Genomic DNA, 21,925 nt, shown 5'->3' on the forward strand with positions numbered 1-21,925 from the left:
TACCATTTCACTTTAAAATCGATACAAATAGGCAGCAGGGGGGCAGGGAGCAGGGAGCAGGGGGAAAGAATTTAAAGACTAATCATTTGTATCAGAATTTTCGTGAATTGGTATCAGGGGAATTTTCATAAATAAAACCCTAATAAAATATGTAAAAAATGTCAGTTTTGATTGCCAAAACCCTGAATTAACTGGGTTTTTACTCAGGGACTTCCAAAAAAGAAATTATCCCAAATTATAGCAGAAGGCAGAAGGCAGCTGACTTTTCACGGTATCTGGAAAACCCCGCTTCCATTCCTCTCCCCTGCAAGGAGAGAGGCTTTGATTTCTCCCCCTTCCCTAGTAGGGAAGGGGGCTGGGGGGTTAGGTTTTGCGTTAGCTTTTCCACATGACGTGAAAAGTCAGAGGAGGCAGGAGGTAAAAGTATTACTATTCCTAGCTTCCATGCTTTCAAAATGTCCTAACCTGTGTGACTACGGCTATATTTGTACATTTGTAGGAGCGCACAGCTGTGCGCCCCTACGTTCGCGGAGCGTCCCGCAGGGATGGGATGTTTTTTAAACTGAAATACCTGATGATTTTTACTATTAGAAATATAGCTGAGCCTATACTGTCGATGAAGAAGATTCAACTAATTTTTTCAATTTTAGGTAAGCCTCTTCTGGTGTCAAAGGGACTGAAGTTTTTTGATCGGGGATGTAAAATTCCCAGCTATCAGGGAAATGATGAACAACAAATGAAGGAATTAGTCCCAACTTCATTGCTTGTCTTCCCAACTCTTCTGCTTTTTCTGCTAGGCTGATTTCATCGTGAAAAAAGTGTTGGCTCATAGAAAATAACTATTTATTCGAGTGTTTTAATAAGAATCAAATGCTTTGGAAGTGCTAAAATCTATTTCTAGCTATTATTAAAAGCACATTTTAAAAAGCAACTCTTTGAATCATTTAAACAAGCATAATACTTATCCTAAATTATCTAGTGAGTATTTGGATAATACCATGTGCTGTAACCTGATGCCATTCGTGTATAAATCATTTCTTAAGTTTGTGTTAAATCAATAACTTTATCAATACGAAAGTTATTAACCCAAGCAGACAAAGTGTTTGCCAAAAGAGCAGATTCTTCAGGAATTTGCTCGAGCAAGCTAAAAATCAGCTTTTCATCAGTACATAGTGCGGCTTGGTGTAGCTGTGCCACCTACTCATACCAATTCAAAATTCAAAATAACGCTCGCGGACACGGCTTAGCTGCGCTAACAAAATTCAAAATTAAGAAATCCTTGTTTTACAAGGGTTTCTAGATTTGCATCTGTTTTAAACTTTTAGTGAATTGGTATCAGTAGGCATGTGAGTCAGCATCTCTTCTATAGCAATCCGGAATCATTCGTCAGAAAATACGTAAGAGGTATGAAGTAGTTTTAATGACTAAAAACCTTGGACAGATCGCCTCTGTTCCGTCCGCACCAATGTAGTGTTATGCCGCTGGTTCAAAGTCGCAACGCTTTAAGCATTATTATGGTTCTTTCCTACACCCAGCAGAACAAAGGTTTTACGTTTTCTTAGTGACATTTTGTTCAGTTAACTTTGTCGGTGCGGTTAACCAATAACCCGCGGTTGCGATCGCGATCGCGATTGCAGCTACCACAACATTTGGATAAATCGAGATTCCACCTAACTCAGGTTCACGAATATTGCCTAGAACCGGATCGTTGAGAAAGCCGTATGAAGTTCCGGGCCAAAATCCGGCAGCAATCAGCCCAATCCAGAACGCAGAGCCGAGAAAGGCAGCCAATCCCATTGAAAAGCGATCGCTCGTCGGACGTACCTTCAAAATTGCTAAGGCTGCACTTCCTAGTGATGCCGCCGCAAAGAATGACATGGCACAGTGGAGCTTGGCGTGAGGCAACCAAGCAGGGTTGTTCATGTGACCGTTTGCCAATAAAACTGCATCAACACCAATCGGAATTGTCAAGGTTGAAATCGCAGCAGCGACAAGCAGCCATTTAGCGAGTTTTTCTCGATGCATAGTAGTATATTTCGGTTTAATTATCTGGCTAAGAAAACGAAGTGAATCTTACCTAAACTGTATTACTTACTCAGAGAGTGTACTTTAATTTATAGGATGGAAGATAGGCGTTTCTTGCGGAATTTATGGAATGATTGAGGTCATTCTTGCTATTGTGCGATCGATCGCAAAGTTCTAGATTAGAGAATCAATTAAAATTCGGGCACATTATGGCAACTTTTTACCTAGTAATAACCCTGGTGTAACTCCAAAATGCTTCTTGAATTGTCTGGCAAAGCGGCTTTGATCGGTACAGCCAACGAGCAGAGAAATTTCTGCGATCTTGTGTTTTCCTTGGCGCAATAGCTCCTTTGCTTTTTCCATTCGCTGTTGAAGCACATATTGATAAGGCGCGATACCTATGGACTGCTTAAACAATCTACAAAAATGATACTGACTCATACCCGCAACTGCTGCTAGTTCAGCTAAATGAAGCGGTCGATCTAAATAGCTGTGGATGTAATCCAATACAGGCTGGAGCCGATGTTTAGGAAAACTTTCCCCAATATGCTGAATTTTGGGTTTGAGCGTACAGTAGTGTCTTAGCAAGTGAATAATCAATACTTGCATCAGCGATTCGGTATAAAGTGATTCGCCGATGCCAGTCATGTCAAGCTCTGCCTGAAACAAGTGAGCGATCGCTTCAATGTGTGGATCGCGCGCACCTATCGTACTGAGCAATTCAACATAGCTTGCATCCAATCCACTTACTTGTTCCGCTGTTCGACTTAGAAAGAGTGGGTCAATCAAAAACATCAATGATTCATCGGTGCTGTTCCATGCCCAAAGCCCTGATGTCTTAGCAGGACAAATCCAGAAATCTCCTTTAATTTGAGATGTTTCAGATTCCTGTTCACCAATACGAGTCATTTTTTGCTGATTGCCGTCACTTAACAGAAGGCAAAGGAGATGATCGTTACATCCTAGAAAGTCAAGCTCATTCGGTTCTGAGACATGGCGATCGATGGTCAATCCAGATAATTGAAGGGTGCGACGCTTAGAAATCCATGTTTCCTTCATGCGAGTCTAATGAGTTCATCGACATCAAGGATACGCTGAATAGAACACTTTTTAGCACAGGACATAACTGCTCAAAAGCGATCGCCATTATCTTTGTCATGGAATTTCCCAGCAGCCAACGCACAAAGATTGGTAAAAGAGCGATCACAACAGGAATTTAAATTTACGCAAAGTTTTTCCCGAAACCACACAACCAACCTGACAAAAGCAATCTACTCTAAACCGTCGCTACAACTTCCCCGATTTTGCTGATATCGTAGCCGCCGAGAATTTCAAATTGTGAGTGAACCATCCGATGTCCCAAAGTACTAAGCAACTGCTGTACTGGGGCTTCTTCCAGATATTCCTTGAGAATCACTAAGTCATATCTTGATTGATGTAGCGGGATAAATCCCAGACCAAAGGCGGTAGCTACAGATGCTGTACTAATACCTGCATCCGCAACTCCTAATACTACAGCTTGGGCAACATCTTGGTGGCTTGTAACAATATAGTCAAAACCCTGGACAGCATTGAAGGGTATTTGCTCTTTTTGGAGTGTTTGTTCCAAAAGTAAACGAGTACCAGCACCGATTTCGCGGTTGACAATAGTAGCGCCCTCTGAGACTAAATCTCTAACTGTTCTGATTCCCATTGGGTTACCAGACTTAACCAAAAGTCCCTCCTCCCAAACACCAAGGGTAATCAAAACTGCTTCCCTTCCAGCCAGAACGTCTCGAACAAAAGGAGTATTATACTCACCAGTCTCAGAATCATAAAGGTGCATCCCAGCGATGTGTGCCTCACCTCGGCATAGACTGTGCAATGCAGACATGCTGTTGGCAAAATTAAATTGGACTCGTAGTTGAGGATGCCAACGTTCGGTAGCCCTCGCCCATAATGAAATCACAGGAGCACACCCAGCAATCACAACGGTGTTGTGAAGTGTTTCCAGATTATCGTCTAAGAGCCTGACTCGAACTTTGTCTGGATTTATCGGACTCTCATCCTCACCCTCCACAAGAGGGTGACTCACCGCAACTGCTTCACCATCAGCGGGAATCATGTCTTGGCGAAACGCATCTTTGCCAATTAAGGGATAAGCTACCCATTGCCCTCCCACACGAGCAAGACTAACTCGTGTCTGCTGGCCAGTGGGGAGGGGTTTGGAAAGTACTGCTTCAATTTCAGGTAAATCCCGCTCTAACCAGAATAAATCCTCAACTTGACAGCCAAGCGCCTTTGCTAAGCGAAGTGTTATGGCCACTGAGGGAGCGTATTGTCCCGACTCTACACCACTAATAGTTTGACGTGTAACTCCAGCTAGGTTTGCCAAATCTTGTTGGCTCATGCCTAGACGGGTTCTAATTGACTTCAAGTTGTTACGGAGATCGTTATCCTGCTTCATTGGCTTGAGCTACTCTCAGTTTCAAAAAGCCGAGCGCGGATTTAACTCGCATCTGCCAAGGCGAAAGCTTAGTCTTGGAATTTATCTCATTTCTCTTGGACAACATGACTTTGCTTTGGCTGTTTTGATTCCCTATATTCAAAGAATACCATACATTTTGCAATTTTCCTTGCGATTCGCAATTTTTTTTGCTGAAGATTGTTTTTTAGCTGCTGTATTTGCAACAGCAATTTTCTAGAATGGTAGATGCAAACTGTATTGCATTATCCCACCCCGCCAAAGCTCAGCTTTTGATCGCAAAAGGTAGACAGAAAATAGCTGATAGCTGGATTTAAAATTGATAGACAAAAATACTTAAATCCATTTACACTCAGGTTAATGGTGTATTTAAGAACAAGGTATAAATGTCAGCAAATAAAGAATATACTTCAGCTAGTCCTCAGGACTTGCTCGAATTGCAGACAGCATCTGTGTTGACAGATGAACACGAAGCGATGGAGAAATTCCAACCTATTCAAAAATACAAAGAAGATTGTAACTGTTCCTTCAACGTTGGGATCAAACCTTTGTATCTTCATAATGAAATTACCATTCTCACAACTTTTCTGCAAAACTTTATTGACACCTTACCAAAAGCCTGGGAGTTAGGTCTGCAAAGATGGCCGCCCTTTAATCAAACACCTCTTCAAAGTCAGTTAAACCAAATAGGTGCTGCAAAAATTCCACGTCTAATGCGTGTTGATTTTACATCCGTAGCAGGAACACCCCAAGTCTTTGAAATCGAGCATAATCCCAGTGGCTTGGGAATTATTACCCTTTTTCAGAAAGTATGGGGTTGTGAATCGACTCTAGCTCAGCAGTATCGTACCCACATCTGCGATCGTATTCATGTTCTCCTAACTCAAAAAGATTTAGATTATTACGATGCCCGCTTTTTTATCCAAGAAATGTCTGGGGATTCCGATCAACAAGTGCATCTATTAGGTGAATTAAAGCCAGAATTTTTGCAGCAAGATAAACTTCATTTTCACCGCTATTTTGACCCTTGGAAAATAGAAGCCGAAGCTGATTCACCCTTAAAAAGTAATCTCAAATTGCTTTTACAGTCTTGGGTAGAAGGTCAAATAGAGATAGAACCTCATCCCGAGCTATTAATGTCTAAGTTAGGATTAGCTTCGATTTTTAGCGAAACTAGTATATGGGAACAGGCGGGGTTAAATATTGAAATTGCTCAAACAATTATTCCAGAAATAAGATTATTATCTGAAATCAGCGAAGAAATTCCTGAACGCCAAAAGTTTGTTCTCAAAGTTTTAACACCAGAGCAATCTTATGGCTCCAGAGGTGTTACAGTTGGGTCTTATCAAAGAGCGCAAAAATGGATTAATTTAGTGCGTGAACTTCGTGCAAATCATACCCTTGCCGTAGTCCAGCGTCAGGTTGAACACCAAAAAGTAACGTTACCCTTCATTGATGATTCCGGCGTTATTAAAGAAGAAAAGTTAGATGTTCTCTATCGTGCTTTCTTTTTGCTAACTGACACAGGCTTAAATTTTGCCGGTGGCTACTACGTAGGGTCTGCGGCTAATACTAAGGCTGGAAAAGTATCTGGTGTTAGCGGGGTGCGTGGGCCAATATTTGAGTGAATGGGGAGATGAGGGAGATGAGGAGGTAGGGAGCAGGGAGCAGAGGGGAAAGAGGTAATTTTTCATTCTCCCCCTTGCCCCTTCCCCCTGCCTCTTCCCATGCCCCATCATGCCCCATGCCCAATGCCCAATTCAATATACTTGTGATCGACATTTCTTGGATGCTACCGTCTACAAGGTGATAGAGGATTTGAAGAGGTTTACTTAACGATGAAGCGTAGACACAAAGTAGCTTATAGTTTGACATCGCTGTTCGGTCTCAATTTAATATCTAGCTTAATAGCACTTGATGGGGCAAATGCAACACCACCGAGAACCCCAGATAAAAATGTTAATTGCGATATTTTAGTTGTGGGTGGCGGACTATCCGGTGCCGCTACAGCTTATGAGGGGTTACTCGCAGGACGAACGGTTTGTCTGACGGAAATTACCGACTGGCTAGGAGGACAAATTTCTGCCCAAGGGACATCTGCATTAGATGAACGTCCGACCCAACGGGCGAAGCAATTCTATTCTCGCGGCTATCTGGAATTGCGAAACCGCATTGAGCGTAAATACGGTAAACTGAATCCCGGTGATTGCTGGGTTAGTGACTCTTGTTTTCTTCCCCGTGATGCTCACGCCATTTTGGCTCAGATGCTCAAAGATGCCGAAAAGCAAGGCAAGGGAAAGCTGCAATGGTTTCCCAACACGGTAATTAAGGATTTAGAAATCGGTGCTGATGGTAAGTTAATTAATAGTGCGATCGCTATCCAACATCAACCAGCAAAAGGCGCACCAGTTCTTAACACCTTTACTTTATCTCAAGTCATTGAAGACGCCTATCGCTACGATAACTCGTCTCGATTTACCAAAACTATTCTCCGTTTGATTCCCAAGCAAACTAAAGGAGATGCTCCCAAGTGGTATGTTATAGACGCCAGCGAAACCGGAGAAATTATCGCCCTTGCTGATGTCCCCTATCGCTTAGGCATTGATGCCCGTTCTTACCTGGAACCTTCTGCTTCCAGCACCACCAACGATCCTTATTGCCCTCAAGGCTTTACCTACACTTTTGCAATGGAGGCAACTAAGGAACCCCAACCCCAGACAATGCCCCCATTTTATTTACAATATTCGCCATATTTTAGTTATGAATTGACACGGCTGGCTAATTTTGACTTAGTTTTCACCTACCGTCGCATTTGGAGTCCCAAAAAAGGACAACCAACAAAATTCGGTGGTGTAACTTTTAATGCGGCGACACCAGGGGATATCTCTATGCAAAACTGGACTTGGGGTAACGACTATCGCCCCGGAACAGCCAAGGATAACCTAATTTACACTCGCCAACAGTTACAAGGTACTGGACAGTTACAGCCAGGGGGTTGGATGGGAGGACTGCGGACAGAAACCCTCCGCAAAGGTGAGGAAAATGCCCTATCTTACTATTACTGGTTCGTGGCTGGAACTACAGACTCTCAACTAGGGGAAGGTGTGAAGCAGCAGCGAACTAATAACCGCTTTGTGGCGGGGCTAAAATCGCCAATGGGGACAGTACATGGCTTATCGAAATATCCCTATATGCGAGAAGGACGCCGCATCATTGGCCGCCCTAGTTGGGGGCAACCAGGAGGCTTTACGATTTGGGAAATTGATATTTCTCGTCGCAATTACAACGACGAATATTACCGCAAGACTCTACCACCAGATATGTATCGGCAATTAACAGCCGCCCTTGCAGGATTGGAAGCTACATCTGTAATTGCGGGTGAGGTTTCACCAGACAAAGTAATGCGCCGGACTCGTTCTACCATTTTCCCCGACGCTATAGGTATTGGTCACTACGCCATAGATTTCCATCCTTGTATGACCAATAGTCCCCCAGAAGCCCCTGGTAACACAGAACGTGCAGGTGAAAGACGCGGTGCTGGTCAAGCTTATCCCTTCCAAATTGCCCTGAGAGCCATGATTCCCCAGAAAATTGACAATTTGCTGGTAGGAGGTAAGAGTATTGGTACTAGTCATATTGCCGCTGCTGCTTATCGAGTACATTCCTTTGAGTGGTCGGCTGGTGCAGCTGCGGGAACAGTTGCTAGCTTTGCGATTAAAAATGCGATCGCACCTTACCAACTAGTCGATGATTTACCCAAAGCAGAACCACAGCTCGAAGCACTCAAACGCTTGTTGCAAAAAAATGGTAACCCGACTGCCTTCCCGGATACATCCATTTTTAACCAAAACTGGGAAGATTGGCGATAGGGTATTGGGTGTTGGGTATTAGGTATTAGGAAAATAGCACCTAGTCCCTAATCCCCAAAAACCACTATTTTCGGCTCTGTTTGTTAACAGTTCCTTATCATGGAAGCAAGCCTGTAGATTAATTGATATCGATGCTTATTCGTATTAAAGACTTAGCAGCAAAACTAGCACCTCGCTTAATTGAAATTCGCCGCCACATTCACTCTCACCCTGAACTCAGCGGTCAGGAGTACCAAACAGCCGCCTTTGTAGCTGGTGTTTTGTCTTCTAGTGGTTTACATGTGCAGGAAGGGATCGGTAAAACAGGCGTTATTGGAGAACTGCAAAATACTAAGCTAAGTGAGCGTTTATTGGCAATTCGCACGGATATGGATGCTTTGCCAATTCAAGAGAGCGCTGATTTGGAATACGCTTCTCGCGCAGCTGGTGTGATGCACGCTTGCGGTCACGATGTCCACACCACAGTGGGATTAGGAACGGCAATGATACTTGCCCAAATAGCAGAGGAGTTGGGTGGTAAAGTGCGGTTTTTGTTTCAGCCAGCCGAAGAAATTTCCCAAGGGGCAAACTGGATGGTGAAAGATGGGGCGATGGAAAACGTCTCAGCTATATTAGGGGTTCATGTTTTCCCTTCTATACCAGCAGGTTCTATTGGGGTGCGGTATGGGGCGTTGACTGCTGCTGCTGATGAGTTAGAAATTTTGATTATTGGCGAATCTGGACATGGGGCGCGTCCCCATGAAGCGATTGATGCCATTTGGGTTGCAGCTCAAGTGATTACTGCATTGCAACAAGCCATCAGCCGGACACAGAATCCGTTACGTCCTGTAGTGTTGAGCATTGGTAAGATTAATGGTGGCAGAGCGCACAACGTTATTGCTGATAAAGTACAGTTATTGGGAACAGTGCGATCGCTTCATCCCGAAACCCGTGCCCATCTGCCAAATTGGATCGAAAATATTGTAGCTAGCGTCTGCCGTGCTTATGGGGCAAGCTATCAAGTCAATTATCGCCAAGGTGTACCTAGTGTGCAAAATGATTATGCTCTGACACAATTGTTACAATCAGCCGCAGAAGAAGCTTGGAGTAGCGATCGCGTTCAAGTCTTACCCGAACCCTCCCTTGGTGCTGAAGATTTTTCTATGTATTTAGAACACGCCCCTGGTTCAATGTTTCGCTTGGGTGTAGGCTACAAAGAAAGAATCATTAACCACCCATTACACCATCCCCAATTTGAAGTTGATGAATCTGCCATTATCACCGGGGTTGTGACTATGGCCTACGCGGCTTATAAATACTGGCAACAAGGGTAAATGCCCCAAAAACAAGCGTTTTGAGTTGCAATTGCCTAGCAGTAATCAAGTAGCATTAAAAATCGGGACATTCTGAATCTACTAGGTTTGGGTGACAGTAACACCGCAAGACAGTTGAAACTTCATCCCCAATCCACAGCGCCACGCGGTCTGGTGTCACCCCAGAAGCAATAGCCCAAGTAGCGAATGTATGCCGGGTTGAATAGGGTTTGAGGTAGGGGAGTTCCCCCAGTGCCTCTAATTCGCGCACCACACCGGGGTAAAAATATTTGCCATCGCCGCATTTGGATGTACCGAAATCAGAAAGCAATTGCGGATTTTGCTTGCTAAATATACCGAAATGAGAAAGTCAAAGCTACTTTTGCTTGCTGAATATACCGAAATGAGAAAGTCAAAGCTGCTTTTGAGAAAGTCAAAGTTGCTTTTGCTTGCTGAATATACCGAAATGAGAAAGTCAAAGCTGCTTTTGAGAAAGTCAAAGTTGCTTTTGCTTGCTAAATATACCGAAATGAGAAAGTCAAAGCTGCTTTTGAGAAAGCAATTGCGGATTTTGCTTATTGAATTTAGTCAAAAGATGAAGTTCAGGCGAAGTTATTGAAATATTGTCAGACATTGCTTTTGGAATAAAAATCTGCGCCACCGTTAATAGAGATATTAGTTATTAAGCGTTGCAGGAAAAGCGGGATGATTTTGGAGGCTTTGTAAGATGAGCCGAAAAGCCCGTCCTTTGTATTTCCAGGCACTCCGGATGCCCGCTCTACAAGAATCATCTCTTGATTCAACAACACCAAAAATCTTTGTGGGCAGCGACAAGCATCTGAGCCTGCCTTAAAACGTTTCCGAATAAATAAATAGGAATCTGCCAAGCTGCAACGGTAACTTCTTTGACTAGATCCTGTACGCTAATTGCTATTAATTCATGTTCTGGCGGTTCTCCTTCAATTGCACTAGACCAAGTAAAAGCTAATAAGAAATCATCGTCTCCAGGCAAGGATGCAATCAAGCATTCTTCTGGTGTTGGCTGGCAAATAATCCCATATTCATTTGCAAGGTCTACTAGTTTCTGAAATTTTTCTACGTTCGTCATTTCTCTTTTGGATGTAATTTAGTCTCAGTTTGACAAGGAATTATGTTTTTTATACCCAAAACTAAAATTAGTTATTCATATGATTAATTACAAATTATTAAGGATTTATTAGAGGTCGATCGCGCTTAAGTCCAAAATTTTACAGCGATCGCCTGGTTCTATCAGCAACAATTGTTACTATTTTTAAAAAACTGGACTACCTACTTTTTTGGGTTGCCGTATTTGCATCTCCTTATTGATGCGCTAGTATCACTCAGTTTGACAGAGTGCATTGACAAATGCGATCGCTTTTGGAGGAATGGCTGTAAATCGAATCAAAAAAAGATGTTTGTCAACATCAGTTTGTTTAATTACCTTGGCATAAATATGTTCTTCTTCGGTAGCTAGTTGTGGTTCAATTAACAATTTGAGTTTGAGATTAATCAATGGTTCTAAAGAATGTAAAGATTGCAGTTGCGCTGTTTTTTCTGAAAGGCAAACTAAAGCTCCTGTAAATATTGTTCCACCTGCTTGTTTTCCTTGTAAAATGCTATATTCTACAGGCACTTCATGATTGAGGCTGACCATTGTTTCATCATCTTCAGGCAACCACAAGTTATATTGACCACCAATTCCACGAATGTCAAAAATCGTCACCGGGTCTTTGATACCCTTCGGTTTTATTTGTAAATCTCCAGCAATTTTGAGGTCAATATTTGCATCTTTAGAGGTATTTTCGGAAATCAAAATCTGCCCGCCCACAGTATAAGTTTCAATTCGGGCAGCCAAATTTACATGACTACCAATAACTGTGTATTGGGCGCGTTTTTGAGAACCAATATTTCCCGCCACAACTTCGCCTGTATTAATTCCAATTCCCATTTCGAGGATTGGTAAATTCATTTGTTGATTTTGTTCGTTTACTTGTTGCATTGCCAATTGCATAGCAATAGCACAAGCGATTGCTCTTTGAGAATCATCATTGCGACTAATTGGCGCACCAAAGATCACAAAAATGCCATCGCCCATAAATTCATTAATCGTACCTTTATATTGATTAATTACATCCGTCATTGCTCCCAGATAAAGATTGAGAATTCTGACTACTTCCTCAGGAGATAATTGTTCAGAAATAGCCGAGAATCCTCTTAAATCAGACACGAGAACTGTAACTTTTCTACGTTCTCCTCCCAACTTTAACCCAGAAGGAGTTTCCAGAATATTGGCGACGATTTCATCAGTGAGATAACGACCGAGAGTTTTTCGCATCTGGGCAGAACCTTGGGCGATATACTGAGTAAGTGCGATCGCAGAACCTCCTAACGCCAACAGTGAAGGAACAACGGGAATCCACCAACCACTTAGAAATGCTAAAAAGCTACCACTAAGTAAACCGCCACCCGCCAGACCAACAGCTAGGAAAATCTTCTGGTTATTGCTTTGGCGTTGTACCCAACACAATATCGCACCAATAGTTGACCAACCAAAAATCAATAGCCATTCTATTGATTCAGGTAAAGTCTTAATCTGTGAACGGCCATCCAAAGCCGCACTCAAAATTTGACTAATTAAATTAGCATGAATTGTTACACCCGCCATACGTTCTGGATCGGTAAGTACATTGCTGCTGTAAGGCGTATAGAATAAATCTTTCAAACTTTCAGCTGTAGCCCCAATTAATACCACCTTACCGCGCATTAAGTTTTGTGGAATGCGTTTCTCTTGTAAATCTGTCAGGGAAACTTTGATAAATTGTTGTATTCTTCCTCGATAATTTAAAAGTACTTGATAACTTCCTGCATCTGCTCGGACATAACCCCCATCGTTAGCTTCAAAACTAGGAAAAATACCCCAGTTTAACTGCAAATAATTAGAGTTATTTGCTGCTGGCTTGGCAGTAATACCCTCAGGTTGTAAGTACAGCAAAGCTAGTTTCAAAGCAAAACTTTCCAGAATGTCATCATTTTTTAAATTTAGATAAAGCAAGCCTCGGCGAATTTTGCCATCGCCATCTAAAGGTAGATCGTTTGCTCCAATTTGGTGGCGTTGTTTGAGAACTGGAGATGCATCAACTGAAGAACTATCGAAACTATCAGAAATTTTTTGTACGCCAATCAAATTTGGGGTAGATCCAAACACTTTAACTAAAGCTTGATGACCAGGATTTACAGGTAAATCCCGATAAAGATCTAAACCGATCGCTCTAGGTTGCTGCTGTTTAATATTTTCTAATACATTGGCAAGTGCCGCATCCGACATTGGCCATTGTCCCTGTTTGCGGATATCTGCTTCATTAATTTCAACTATCACTATACGACTATCAACTGCTTCTTGTGGGCGGAGAAGAAAAAATTGATCTAGTGCAGCCAATTCCAATAATTGCAGTAATCCAGTTAAGCGTAGTGCAATCACCAAAATTGTAATATTAGGAACTGCAAATAAAACGCCCCGCCATTGCCAAATTTGGGATTTCAGGTTTTTCCACATAATAATATTGAATAGGGAAATGGGAAAATGGGTAGATAAGGGGACAAGGCGAATAATTATTAACTCCTAACTCTTGTACAGACGCAATTAATCCTAACTCTTGTACAGACGCGATTAATCGCGTCTCTACTCCTCACCCCTAATACCCAATCCCCCATATTTAAATTGCTGGATTTGAAGCGATCGCACTTAAATTTACTGATTTGAAAAATTCTCTCCAATCCAGTCTCACTTTTAAATTATTCGGCTCAGTCCGGCGTAGCTGCACTAAAGTAGTCAGGGCTTCATGCCAAATTCCAGCTTCTGCATAGATGGCGGGCAATTTCCGCAAATTTGCTTTTGCTAACGCCTCAGACAATGCTAATTCCGGTTTAATTCGTTCCACCCATCCATCTACAATCGGATTTTCACTGGAGTCTTCAGCATTGCAAACAATTGTCATGTACCAGTGATAAGTTTTATTTACTGCCAGTGCTGGAGCGCTGTCAGGAAGTGTAAAGCTAACAATTCCAGATTTCTTTGGAAGTATAAAAGATGTTTCATAAAATAGTGTCTGGTCATTATCAGCAAAAAGCAAAAACTTAGCTGTTTTCACTGAAGATTCAGGTATATGCCAAAAAAATGTTGGACGTTCACCAAGTGTTAGTCCTAATTTATTTGGAGGGGTTAAGGGAGTTATGAGTTTTTTGCCTGTCAGACAAGAGCCACCACGAGTTGAACCACCAGCACTTACCGGAGGCGCTCCCCGCTTCGGTGGCTTAAATGTTTGACTAATTTGCCAAGTTTTGTTTGGTTGGTATGACTGAGCCTGTGCTGTGAAAGTAGAGTCAGTGAAATTCAAACATAAAGGTAAGGAAAAGACTAGAAAATATTGAGATGACTTAATCAATTTCATAATTTATCTCAAAATGCCTTGGTTCTAGATTGGATAGCTCAAATTGCCAACTATCAGTTGACTAAATAAAGTATTCCCAAAAGCAGGCTGAGATTTTACATTCAACTACAATCAACTACAAATTATCAATCAAATGAAGCTTCACCTACCAATATCCTGCACTCTCTAAGAAGTCAGGCATCTAAAGCTTTGAGGCTACAGTATGTAGTTTTATGTAAATTATTTAGGCAGATTTTTAGACATAAATTATATCACTACAATTCAGCCAAAAATTTTTCCTAAAAACGTCTTGAGTTTTAGTAAGTCTTTGATTGGCAAAATAAATTTACTGCGATTTTTACCGATGATTAAACTTAACTTAAACTTAGGATTCTAGTATGTGGTTGTTTGAAGCATTGGAAAACTTGTCTCTTTGTTTTTCAAATTGAATAATCGAATATTTATTGTCATCAATGTAATCAGGGGTGACAAGCTATTGCTTAGAAAATCAGATAATAGATGTATTAATTAACAACAAACTAATTAATACAAAGGATTTGAAGAAATCTGAAGTAGGCATACTAGGTCTGTAGCCAGGTATTAAACCTGTTTTACTTCCCAATTCTGAATTTTGAATTCTGCTGTAGTTCACATTCTGTATTGCTTGCAGAAGTTTATCGTGAGGAAAGCAAAAGATGAAATTGATTCCAAAATTAGTGCTTACTGCTGCTAGTTTGACTATAGGTTTTGCGACTTTAGATGCAAAACCTGTATCTGCGGGAATTATTAATTATACTTTTAGCGTTGATAGTCCAACCGCTAAGGGAAATGGTTTTTTTAGCTTTGATGATTCAACTTTCAATGAAGAAAACCCGATAGCGATCGCCAACTCTCTATCTTTCCAATTTGATGGCGATTCTACGCTTTACACCGAACAAGATGATATCGATTATCCAGACTTTCCCCTTGTATATTCAACGTTATTTTCAACAGGAAAAACATCTTTAGCGTTAGACTATACATTCGACAACAAAACTAATCCTGCCAATTCTCTCCGCTACGAAATTATTGGTGAGGATTTTACAATTTTCTCCCCAACTTCCCCAGATGCGGAAGTTATTTCCGGTACAGTTTCTTATACAAGAGTACCTGAACCTACAGCCTTAACTGGCACTTTGTTAGCTTGTAGCCTTGGCTTAATGATGAAGAAAAAGCTAATTTCCATCAAAAAAGTTGAAGCTTAACCTTGGTTGTCATTAGTCATTATTAAAAGGCAATAGGCAAGAAGGCAATAGACAAGAAGGCAATAGGCAAATACCCATAATTCAAATTAGGGTATTTGAATTATGACGTATTAAAATATCACGGCAAACCACCTCATTTCAAATGTTTAATTTTCTCCACAATTCAAATTAGGGTTTGCATCCAATTATTCGGTCACCTTCTTTCCGCTATTGCCTATTGCCCAATTACCAGTTCACCAGGAGTAAAAAATGGTAGATTATCATAATATTGAACGGTTCTTGCAGAGTCGAATTAAACGACGCGACTTAATTATCGGGGCAGGAGCATTGAGTGGTTTTGCGATCGCTAACCAATTTTCTCATCAAACAGCGACCGCCAAAACCAGATTTTCCAATTATCCTTTTACTTTGGGTGTAGCATCGGGTGAACCCTATCCCACCAGCGTCGTAATTTGGACTCGTCTGGCTCCCGAACCCTTAAATGGAGGTGGAATGCCAGCAGTGAATGTACCAATTCGCTGGGAAGTGGCTACTGATTCCAATATGAAGAAGATTGTCTCCAGAGGTACGGTACTGGCAACCCCAGAACTAGCTCATTCAGTGCGAGTTGTGGTAGAAGGACTGCAATCTGATACTTGGTATTGGTATCGCTTTATTGTCGGCCAAGACTCTAGCCCCATTGGTCGCACTCGTACAGCACCTTTAGCAAATAGCTACTTAAGTAAATTTAACTTTGGCCTAGTCTCCTGCCAAAACTATCAGCAGGGATTCTATACCGCTTACAAATATCTCGCACAAGAGGACCTCGATTTAGTAGTGCATGTTGGCGATTACATCTATGAAGGGGGAATCTCAACCACTACTCCCAGAAAACACAATAGTTCAGAAATTTTCACCTTAGAAGATTACCGCAATCGTCACGCCCTCTATAAAACCGATACCAATCTACAAGCCGCCCATGCAGCCTTTCCGTGGATTGTCACCTGGGATGACCACGAGGTAGAAAATAACTACGCCAACAATATCTCGGAAATTGATACAGAGCCAGATCAAGACCCGGTAATCTTCCTGGAACGGCGGGCTATTGCTTATCAGGCTTACTACGAACACATGCCACTGCGTCCGTTCTCGCGTCCCGTTGGCCCTGACATGCAACTTTATCGTCGGCTAGCCTTTGGTAACTTAGCAACCTTCCATGTTTTAGATACCCGCCAATATCGCACCGATCAGCCTTGTGGTGATGGCACTAAAGAACGTTGTGCAGAAAATTTAGATCCAAATGCAACCATTACCGGTAAAGCACAAGAGGATTGGTTGTTTGATGGTTTAAGTAGCTCACAAACCAAGTGGAACGTTTTAGCGCAGCAAGTACCCATTGCTCAGCGAGACATGACACCAGGGCCGGGCGGAACCTACAGCATGGATAAATGGGATGGTTATGTGGCTTCCCGCGATCGCTTGATGGCTTTTCTCGGACAACGCCAGCCCTCTAATCCAGTCTCCCTAGCAGGCGATGTGCATTCCCACTGGGCGATGAATTTGAAGGCCAACTTTGATAACCCAGAATCCGCCACACTTGGCAGTGAATTCGTTTGTTCTTCAATTAGCTCCGGTGGAGATGGCTCAGACACCACCCCCGCAGTTGAAGCTTACTTACCAGATAACCCACACATCAAATTCTTCAACAATCAACGCGGATATGTTCGCTGCGCCCTAACTCCCACAACTTGGAAGGCAGATTATTTAGTGATGTCAAACGTCACAACCCCATCTGGCACCATTAGTAAACGAGCTTCATTCGTGGTTGAAGACGGTAATCCAGAAATACAGCCAGCTTAATTTTCTAATTCCCAGGTATCAATTCGAGTAGGGGCGTACAGCTATACACCCCTACAACTTTTGTCAATGGTTGAGAGCGATCGCACTTACAGCCGCCATAGTTTTCTTAAAGTTTGCAAACAATCTTCTTGCCGCAGCTTAATAACTTCTGAATCATCTCCTAAAAAAGACAACAAATCATTTAACAATTCACCCGCTTGCTCTTTTGTCCACGCATAAGGACGCTGATAAGCTGGTCTGACTTTTCACGTCATGTGGAAAAGCTAACGCAAAACCTAACCCCCCAGCCCCCTTCCCTACTAGGGAAGGGGGAGAAATCAAAGCCTCTCTCCTTGCAGGGGAGAGGAATGGAAGCGGGGTTTTCCAGATACCGTGAAAAGTCAGATAAGCTGGTATGGAAAATGCGAAGTCATTACTAAAAATCTTGAATAGTGCTTTTTCTGTGGCGTGAATAGTTGCTGGCATAAAATTTCAAGTAATCACTGAGTATAATGTGATGCAATATTCCCTAATCAAACGCAGTTTAACTCACTAATTAGTGCGATCGCCACAAGTCACAGATAGTCTGCTACATATAGGATATACCCGCGTTAGCGTAGCCTCTTATACCATTTCTTTGTGAGGCTGCGCCAAACTCTTTTAACTTCTTTCTTTGTGTTCTTTGTCTTGAAAAGTGACGCTCCTACGTCGCTAACGCTGCGCTAACAGATCGCCGGAAACCGGCGCTCCGACGCCAGTTGCTTTCCGACGCAAGGCGACAGGAACGCACTGGCTCGACTTTTCGCTGCGTCCTTTGCGGTTCGTTTTTCTTTCTTGTACTTATGGTTTAGCGCATCTTCATACAGAATTGGTATTACTTGAAAAATCGCTACCAGTTGTGCGTGCATAAGCATCTAACATTTTTTACTTGCTTTTGGGAATCCTAAATCTAGGAAGCTAGAAAAACGCAGATGTATATGACTAAATTTAAAATATCTGACTCAACAAAATGGCAATTTATCTCATTTGTAGCAGGTCGTAGTATTGTTCTTTTTACCAGCATTTTGTTATTTACAGAATCAAATATTGCAATTGCTAAAGAGTATCCGGTAAATATTGCACAACAGACCAACGATGCAAATAGCGCTGCTGCTGATGCGGCATATAAAGAGGGAAAGAAGCTATATGAGCAAGGAACAGGAGAATCTTTGTTAAAGGCGATCGCTAAATTTGAAGAAGCACTTCCACTGTATCAAAAAATTGGCGATCGTTCATCAGAAGCTTTTACCGTCGCTCACCTGGGCAAAATTTACTCAGATTTAGGACAACAACAAAAAGCACTCTTTTATTTAGATCGAGCCTTATTAATCAGACGCCAGATAGGAGATAAAAAGGGAGAAACTATTACCCTCAACAACATTGGTAGCGTCTACTCAGATATAGGAGAATTGCAAAAAGCACTGGATTTTTTTCATCAAGCTTTGTTACTCAAGCAAGAGATGGGAGATAAAGTCGGAGAAGCCCGTACTATCAACAACATTGGTAATGTCTACTTAAACTCAGGAGAAGAGCAAAAAGCACTAGATTATTTTCAACAATCCCTTACCCTCAGGCGTGAAGTCAAAGACAAATTAGGAGAAGCTCGTACTATTAATAATATTGGTTTGATTTACTTACATTTAGGACAGCAGCAAAAAGCACTAGATTATCTTAGCCAATCCTTGGCTTTAAATCAAGAATTGGGAGATAAGTCAGCAGAATCTACTGCACTTAATAATCTTGGTACAATTTACTCAGATTTACAACAACAACAAAAAGCACTAGATTATTTTCAAAAATCTCTGATTATCAGCCAAAAGTTAGGAGATAAATTAGGCGACGCTCGCACCTTGAATAACATTGGTAATCTTTACTTGAAGATGGGAGACAAACAAAAAGCTCTAGATTATTTCCAGCAATCTTTACCTCTATTTAAATCTGTAGAAAATAAATTAGGCTTAGCGGCTAACCTCAGCAATATTGGCATAACTTACTCAGATTTGGGAGAACAGCAAAAGGCACTGGATTATTACCAAGAATCTCTATCTCTATATCAAAAAGTAGGAAATAGAGGAGGAGAAGCTCTCACTGTTTATAACATTGCCTCTGCCCAACGCAAACAGGGCAATCTTAACGCCGCCCTGAGTCAAATCAAAATAGTCATCAATATTGTTGAAGACCTGCGTACCAAAATTAACTCTCAGGAACTCCGCGCTTCCTATTTTGCTACAGTGCAGAATTATTATCAATTCTATATTGATTTGTTGATGCAACTGCACAAGCAGGAACCATCCAAAGGATATGATGCTCTGGCACTGCAAACCAGCGAACGCGCCCGTGCCCGCAGTCTTTTGGAACTGCTGACAGAAGCTAAAGCTGATATTCGCCAAGGCGTAGAACCAAAATTACTTTCTCAAGAACGCGACTTACAAAAACAACTTGATGTTTTAGAAAAACGTCGGATACAGCTATTAGGTGGAAACTACACTCAAGCCCAGGTGCAAGCTTTAGAAAAAGAAAATCAAGCAGTTCTAGAACAATATCAGCAAGTCCAAGCAAAAATCCGCGCCACCAGTCCACATTATGCAGCTTTGACTCAACCTCAACCTCTTTCACTTGAGCAAATTCAACAGCAAGTACTTGATGAGGACACCTTACTTTTAGAATACTCTTTAGGGGAAAACCGGAGTTATTTGTGGGCAGTTACTAATAAGAGTATCACCAGTTACGAACTACCCAAGCGTGCAGATATTGAAGCGATCGCTCAAAAATTACGTCAAGAAATCACTAGCCCATATCTCAAACATAGCCCATCCATAGATGCTCTATCTAAAATTATACTTGCACCAGTAGCCTCACAACTTCAAAATAAACGCTTAGTAGTTGTTAGCGATGGTGCTTTGCAATATGTACCATTTGCTGCTTTGACTAAACCTAATTCCCAAGGAACTAGTAGCTATGAACCATTACTAATTAACCACGAAGTTATTACTTTACCCTCAGCTTCTACAGTGGCTATTCTCAGAAATGAACACAAACAACGCAAACCAGCTGAGAAAACATTAATTGTGTTAGCAGATCCCATTTTTAGTATTGATGATGAGCGCCTCCAAAGTAAAGTACAAACCTCTCCTCCAGCTGTAACAGAAAGCAACTTAAACACCCTCGCTTTAAATAGAGCTGCTAAAGACTCAGAAGTTAGTTTTGGGCGTTTGCAATTTACACGTCACGAAGCCGAGCAAATTCTCGCCCTTGTTCCAGCTAATAAAGCCAAGCAAGCTTTTGACTTTACTGCTAGCCGTAACACTGCAACTAGCAACGATTTGAGTCAATATCGCATCATTCATTTTGCGACTCATGGCATTCTCAACAGCAAACATCCAGAACTATCAGGCATAGTGCTGTCACTATTTGACGACAAAGGAATGCCACAAAATGGCTTTTTGCGCTTGCACGATGTCTTCAACCTCAACCTGCAAGCAGAACTAGTAGTACTTAGTGCCTGTAAAACCGGGCTGGGAGAGGAAGTTAAAGGAGAAGGATTAGTAGGATTAACTAGGGGATTTATGTATGCAGGCAGTCCACGAGTTGTGGTGAGTCTGTGGAGTGTAGATGACCAAGCAACATCAGAACTGATGAAAGTATTTTATAAAAAGATGCTACAGGAAGGATTAAAACCTGCGGCAGCATTGCGGACAGCCCAGCTAGAAATATGGCGCACTCAAAAATATACGGCACCTTATTATTGGGCAGCTTTTAGCCTGCAAGGTGAATGGAGATGAGCGAGTGGGAAGGGGGAGATGGGAGGATGGGGGAGTGTGGGGAGATTAGAAAAAAGCTTCCCACACCTCCCCCACTCCGAATGCCCCATGCCCCATGCCCTACATAAATTTTTCCGGATGAGGCAAAATATAAGTGAATAATTACTTTACATTAAATATGCATAGCTAAAACTCATGGACTTACCTCAACGCGTATCAGTGCGCTACAAAGACACGTCCTACAATACTAATGAAATCCGTTTGAGAACTTTTCGGCTTGGGTTGCAGATATGGGATGAACAAACTAAGCCGAGAAAAACAGAGCTTTATGAGTTTATATTTTCTTGCTTGAAACAAGTTGACCGCCAAGATCGTTTTATGTTTTCTCTACTGTTTATAGAATTAACAGATCTGATACGTAATTCTTCCTTGGAGAGAGGAACTAAGGAGGTTTTAATTAAGACAGCTTTTAGAGAGTTTGCTTATGCAATAACAGACTTTGAAGAGATTGCTAAGTAATATGGGGCATTGGGCATTGGGCACTTGTACTGAGCTACTTGTGCCGACTTGTGCTGAGCGTAGCCGAAGTAGCGTAGCCGAAGTAGTGAAGTTTAGATAAGCCGTTGGCGCAGCCTCTCGTAGAGGAGTATTGGGCATTGTATATGGAGAAGATGAGGGGCACAGGGGAGATCAGAACTCCTCACCAGAGCAACAGAAACGTCTGCGGCTCCGTTCAACAAGCGCTCTTAACGCCCAATACCCTTAATTTTCACCAGTTATTCTGGAATTTGAATTTATAGTCTGTATTTAGACTTAGAGAAAATCAAGTTCATAACTCTAGTAAAAATTACGGAGAGTAAACTAATGATACACCCTAACCCAGAAGAGAAAAACAACTTTCTTTACCCTCGTAAGTAAGTCGGCGGGGAAATTTATAACTATGTAACGAAAAGTTAACCGTAGAG

17 protein-coding genes are annotated in these 21,925 nt (G+C 41.8%); 8 read left to right on the plus strand and 9 right to left on the minus strand.

The window, feature by feature from the left end:
- Positions 1-605: 605 nt before the first annotated feature.
- The 4 genes from ACM0OY_RS33540 to ACM0OY_RS33555 form a co-directional block, all read right to left on the minus strand.
- On the minus strand, positions 606-830 hold the full coding sequence (locus tag ACM0OY_RS33540) for a hypothetical protein (RefSeq protein ID WP_414573087.1): 225 nt from the start codon (positions 828-830) through the stop codon (positions 606-608).
- Positions 831-1,038: 208 nt separating this feature from the next.
- Positions 1,039-1,197 (minus strand): hypothetical protein, encoded by a 159-nt coding sequence (locus tag ACM0OY_RS33545; RefSeq protein WP_414573088.1) that lies wholly within the window; start codon positions 1,195-1,197, stop codon positions 1,039-1,041.
- Positions 1,198-1,548: 351 nt separating this feature from the next.
- Positions 1,549-2,025 (minus strand): hypothetical protein, encoded by a 477-nt coding sequence (locus ACM0OY_RS33550; protein ID WP_414573089.1) that lies wholly within the window; start codon positions 2,023-2,025, stop codon positions 1,549-1,551.
- Between the two features lie 207 nt (positions 2,026-2,232).
- Positions 2,233-3,084: a helix-turn-helix domain-containing protein gene (locus ACM0OY_RS33555; RefSeq protein ID WP_414573090.1), complete on the minus strand. Its 852-nt coding sequence runs from the start codon at positions 3,082-3,084 to the stop codon at positions 2,233-2,235.
- Here ACM0OY_RS33555 and ACM0OY_RS33560 point away from each other — a divergent pair.
- Positions 3,072-3,245 (plus strand): hypothetical protein, encoded by a 174-nt coding sequence (locus tag ACM0OY_RS33560; RefSeq protein ID WP_414573091.1) that lies wholly within the window; start codon positions 3,072-3,074, stop codon positions 3,243-3,245. The genes ACM0OY_RS33555 and ACM0OY_RS33560 overlap by 13 nt on opposite strands.
- Positions 3,246-3,301: 56 nt before the next feature.
- Here ACM0OY_RS33560 and ACM0OY_RS33565 read toward each other — a convergent pair whose 3' ends face one another.
- Positions 3,302-4,471: a substrate-binding domain-containing protein gene (locus ACM0OY_RS33565; RefSeq protein WP_414573092.1), complete on the minus strand. Its 1,170-nt coding sequence runs from the start codon at positions 4,469-4,471 to the stop codon at positions 3,302-3,304.
- Between the two features lie 404 nt (positions 4,472-4,875).
- Between ACM0OY_RS33565 and ACM0OY_RS33570 the strand changes: the two genes are divergently transcribed.
- The 3 genes from ACM0OY_RS33570 (at position 4,876) to ACM0OY_RS33580 (ending at position 9,671) form a co-directional block, all read left to right on the plus strand.
- The gene (locus tag ACM0OY_RS33570; protein ID WP_414573093.1) at positions 4,876-6,117 is read left to right on the plus strand and encodes a hypothetical protein; all 1,242 of its coding nucleotides are present in this window, start codon (positions 4,876-4,878) and stop codon (positions 6,115-6,117) included.
- A 210-nt stretch (positions 6,118-6,327) separates the two neighbouring features.
- On the plus strand, positions 6,328-8,358 hold the full coding sequence (locus ACM0OY_RS33575; RefSeq protein WP_414573094.1) for an FAD-dependent oxidoreductase: 2,031 nt from the start codon (positions 6,328-6,330) through the stop codon (positions 8,356-8,358).
- 131 nt (positions 8,359-8,489) lie between these two features.
- The gene (locus ACM0OY_RS33580; RefSeq protein WP_414573095.1) at positions 8,490-9,671 is read left to right on the plus strand and encodes a M20 family metallopeptidase; all 1,182 of its coding nucleotides are present in this window, start codon (positions 8,490-8,492) and stop codon (positions 9,669-9,671) included.
- Between the two features lie 55 nt (positions 9,672-9,726).
- Here the strand turns inward: ACM0OY_RS33580 and ACM0OY_RS33585 are convergent, their stop codons facing one another.
- The 4 genes from ACM0OY_RS33585 to ACM0OY_RS33600 form a co-directional block, all read right to left on the minus strand.
- The gene (locus ACM0OY_RS33585; protein WP_414573096.1) at positions 9,727-9,981 is read right to left on the minus strand and encodes a hypothetical protein; all 255 of its coding nucleotides are present in this window, start codon (positions 9,979-9,981) and stop codon (positions 9,727-9,729) included.
- Positions 9,982-10,449: 468 nt separating this feature from the next.
- Entirely contained in the window at positions 10,450-10,758 is a 309-nt protein-coding gene (locus tag ACM0OY_RS33590; protein ID WP_414573097.1) for a hypothetical protein, read from the minus strand.
- 249 nt (positions 10,759-11,007) lie between these two features.
- The gene (locus tag ACM0OY_RS33595) at positions 11,008-13,224 is read right to left on the minus strand and encodes a CHASE2 domain-containing protein (RefSeq protein WP_414573098.1); all 2,217 of its coding nucleotides are present in this window, start codon (positions 13,222-13,224) and stop codon (positions 11,008-11,010) included.
- A gap of 160 nt (positions 13,225-13,384) precedes the next feature.
- On the minus strand, positions 13,385-14,119 hold the full coding sequence (locus ACM0OY_RS33600) for a DUF928 domain-containing protein (protein ID WP_414573099.1): 735 nt from the start codon (positions 14,117-14,119) through the stop codon (positions 13,385-13,387).
- A gap of 674 nt (positions 14,120-14,793) precedes the next feature.
- Between ACM0OY_RS33600 and ACM0OY_RS33605 the strand changes: the two genes are divergently transcribed.
- From ACM0OY_RS33605 to ACM0OY_RS33620, 4 genes are all read left to right on the plus strand, one after another.
- Positions 14,794-15,342, plus strand: coding sequence for a PEP-CTERM sorting domain-containing protein (locus ACM0OY_RS33605; RefSeq protein ID WP_414573100.1), 549 nt, complete (start codon positions 14,794-14,796; stop codon positions 15,340-15,342).
- Between the two features lie 249 nt (positions 15,343-15,591).
- Positions 15,592-17,181 carry an alkaline phosphatase D family protein gene (locus tag ACM0OY_RS33610; protein WP_414573101.1) on the plus strand — a complete coding sequence of 530 codons (1,590 nt, stop codon included), beginning with the start codon at positions 15,592-15,594 and terminating at the stop codon, positions 17,179-17,181.
- 956 nt (positions 17,182-18,137) lie between these two features.
- Positions 18,138-20,981, plus strand: coding sequence for a CHAT domain-containing protein (locus ACM0OY_RS33615; protein WP_414573102.1), 2,844 nt, complete (start codon positions 18,138-18,140; stop codon positions 20,979-20,981).
- A 174-nt stretch (positions 20,982-21,155) separates the two neighbouring features.
- Positions 21,156-21,479, plus strand: a complete 324-nt coding sequence (locus ACM0OY_RS33620; RefSeq protein ID WP_414573103.1) for a hypothetical protein — start codon at positions 21,156-21,158, stop codon at positions 21,477-21,479.
- Positions 21,480-21,925: the final 446 nt, after the last annotated feature.

It is taken from the genome of Nostoc sp. CCY 9925 (genome assembly GCF_963920935.1).
In the GTDB taxonomy this organism is placed as follows: Bacteria; Cyanobacteriota; Cyanobacteriia; order Cyanobacteriales; family Nostocaceae; genus Nostoc.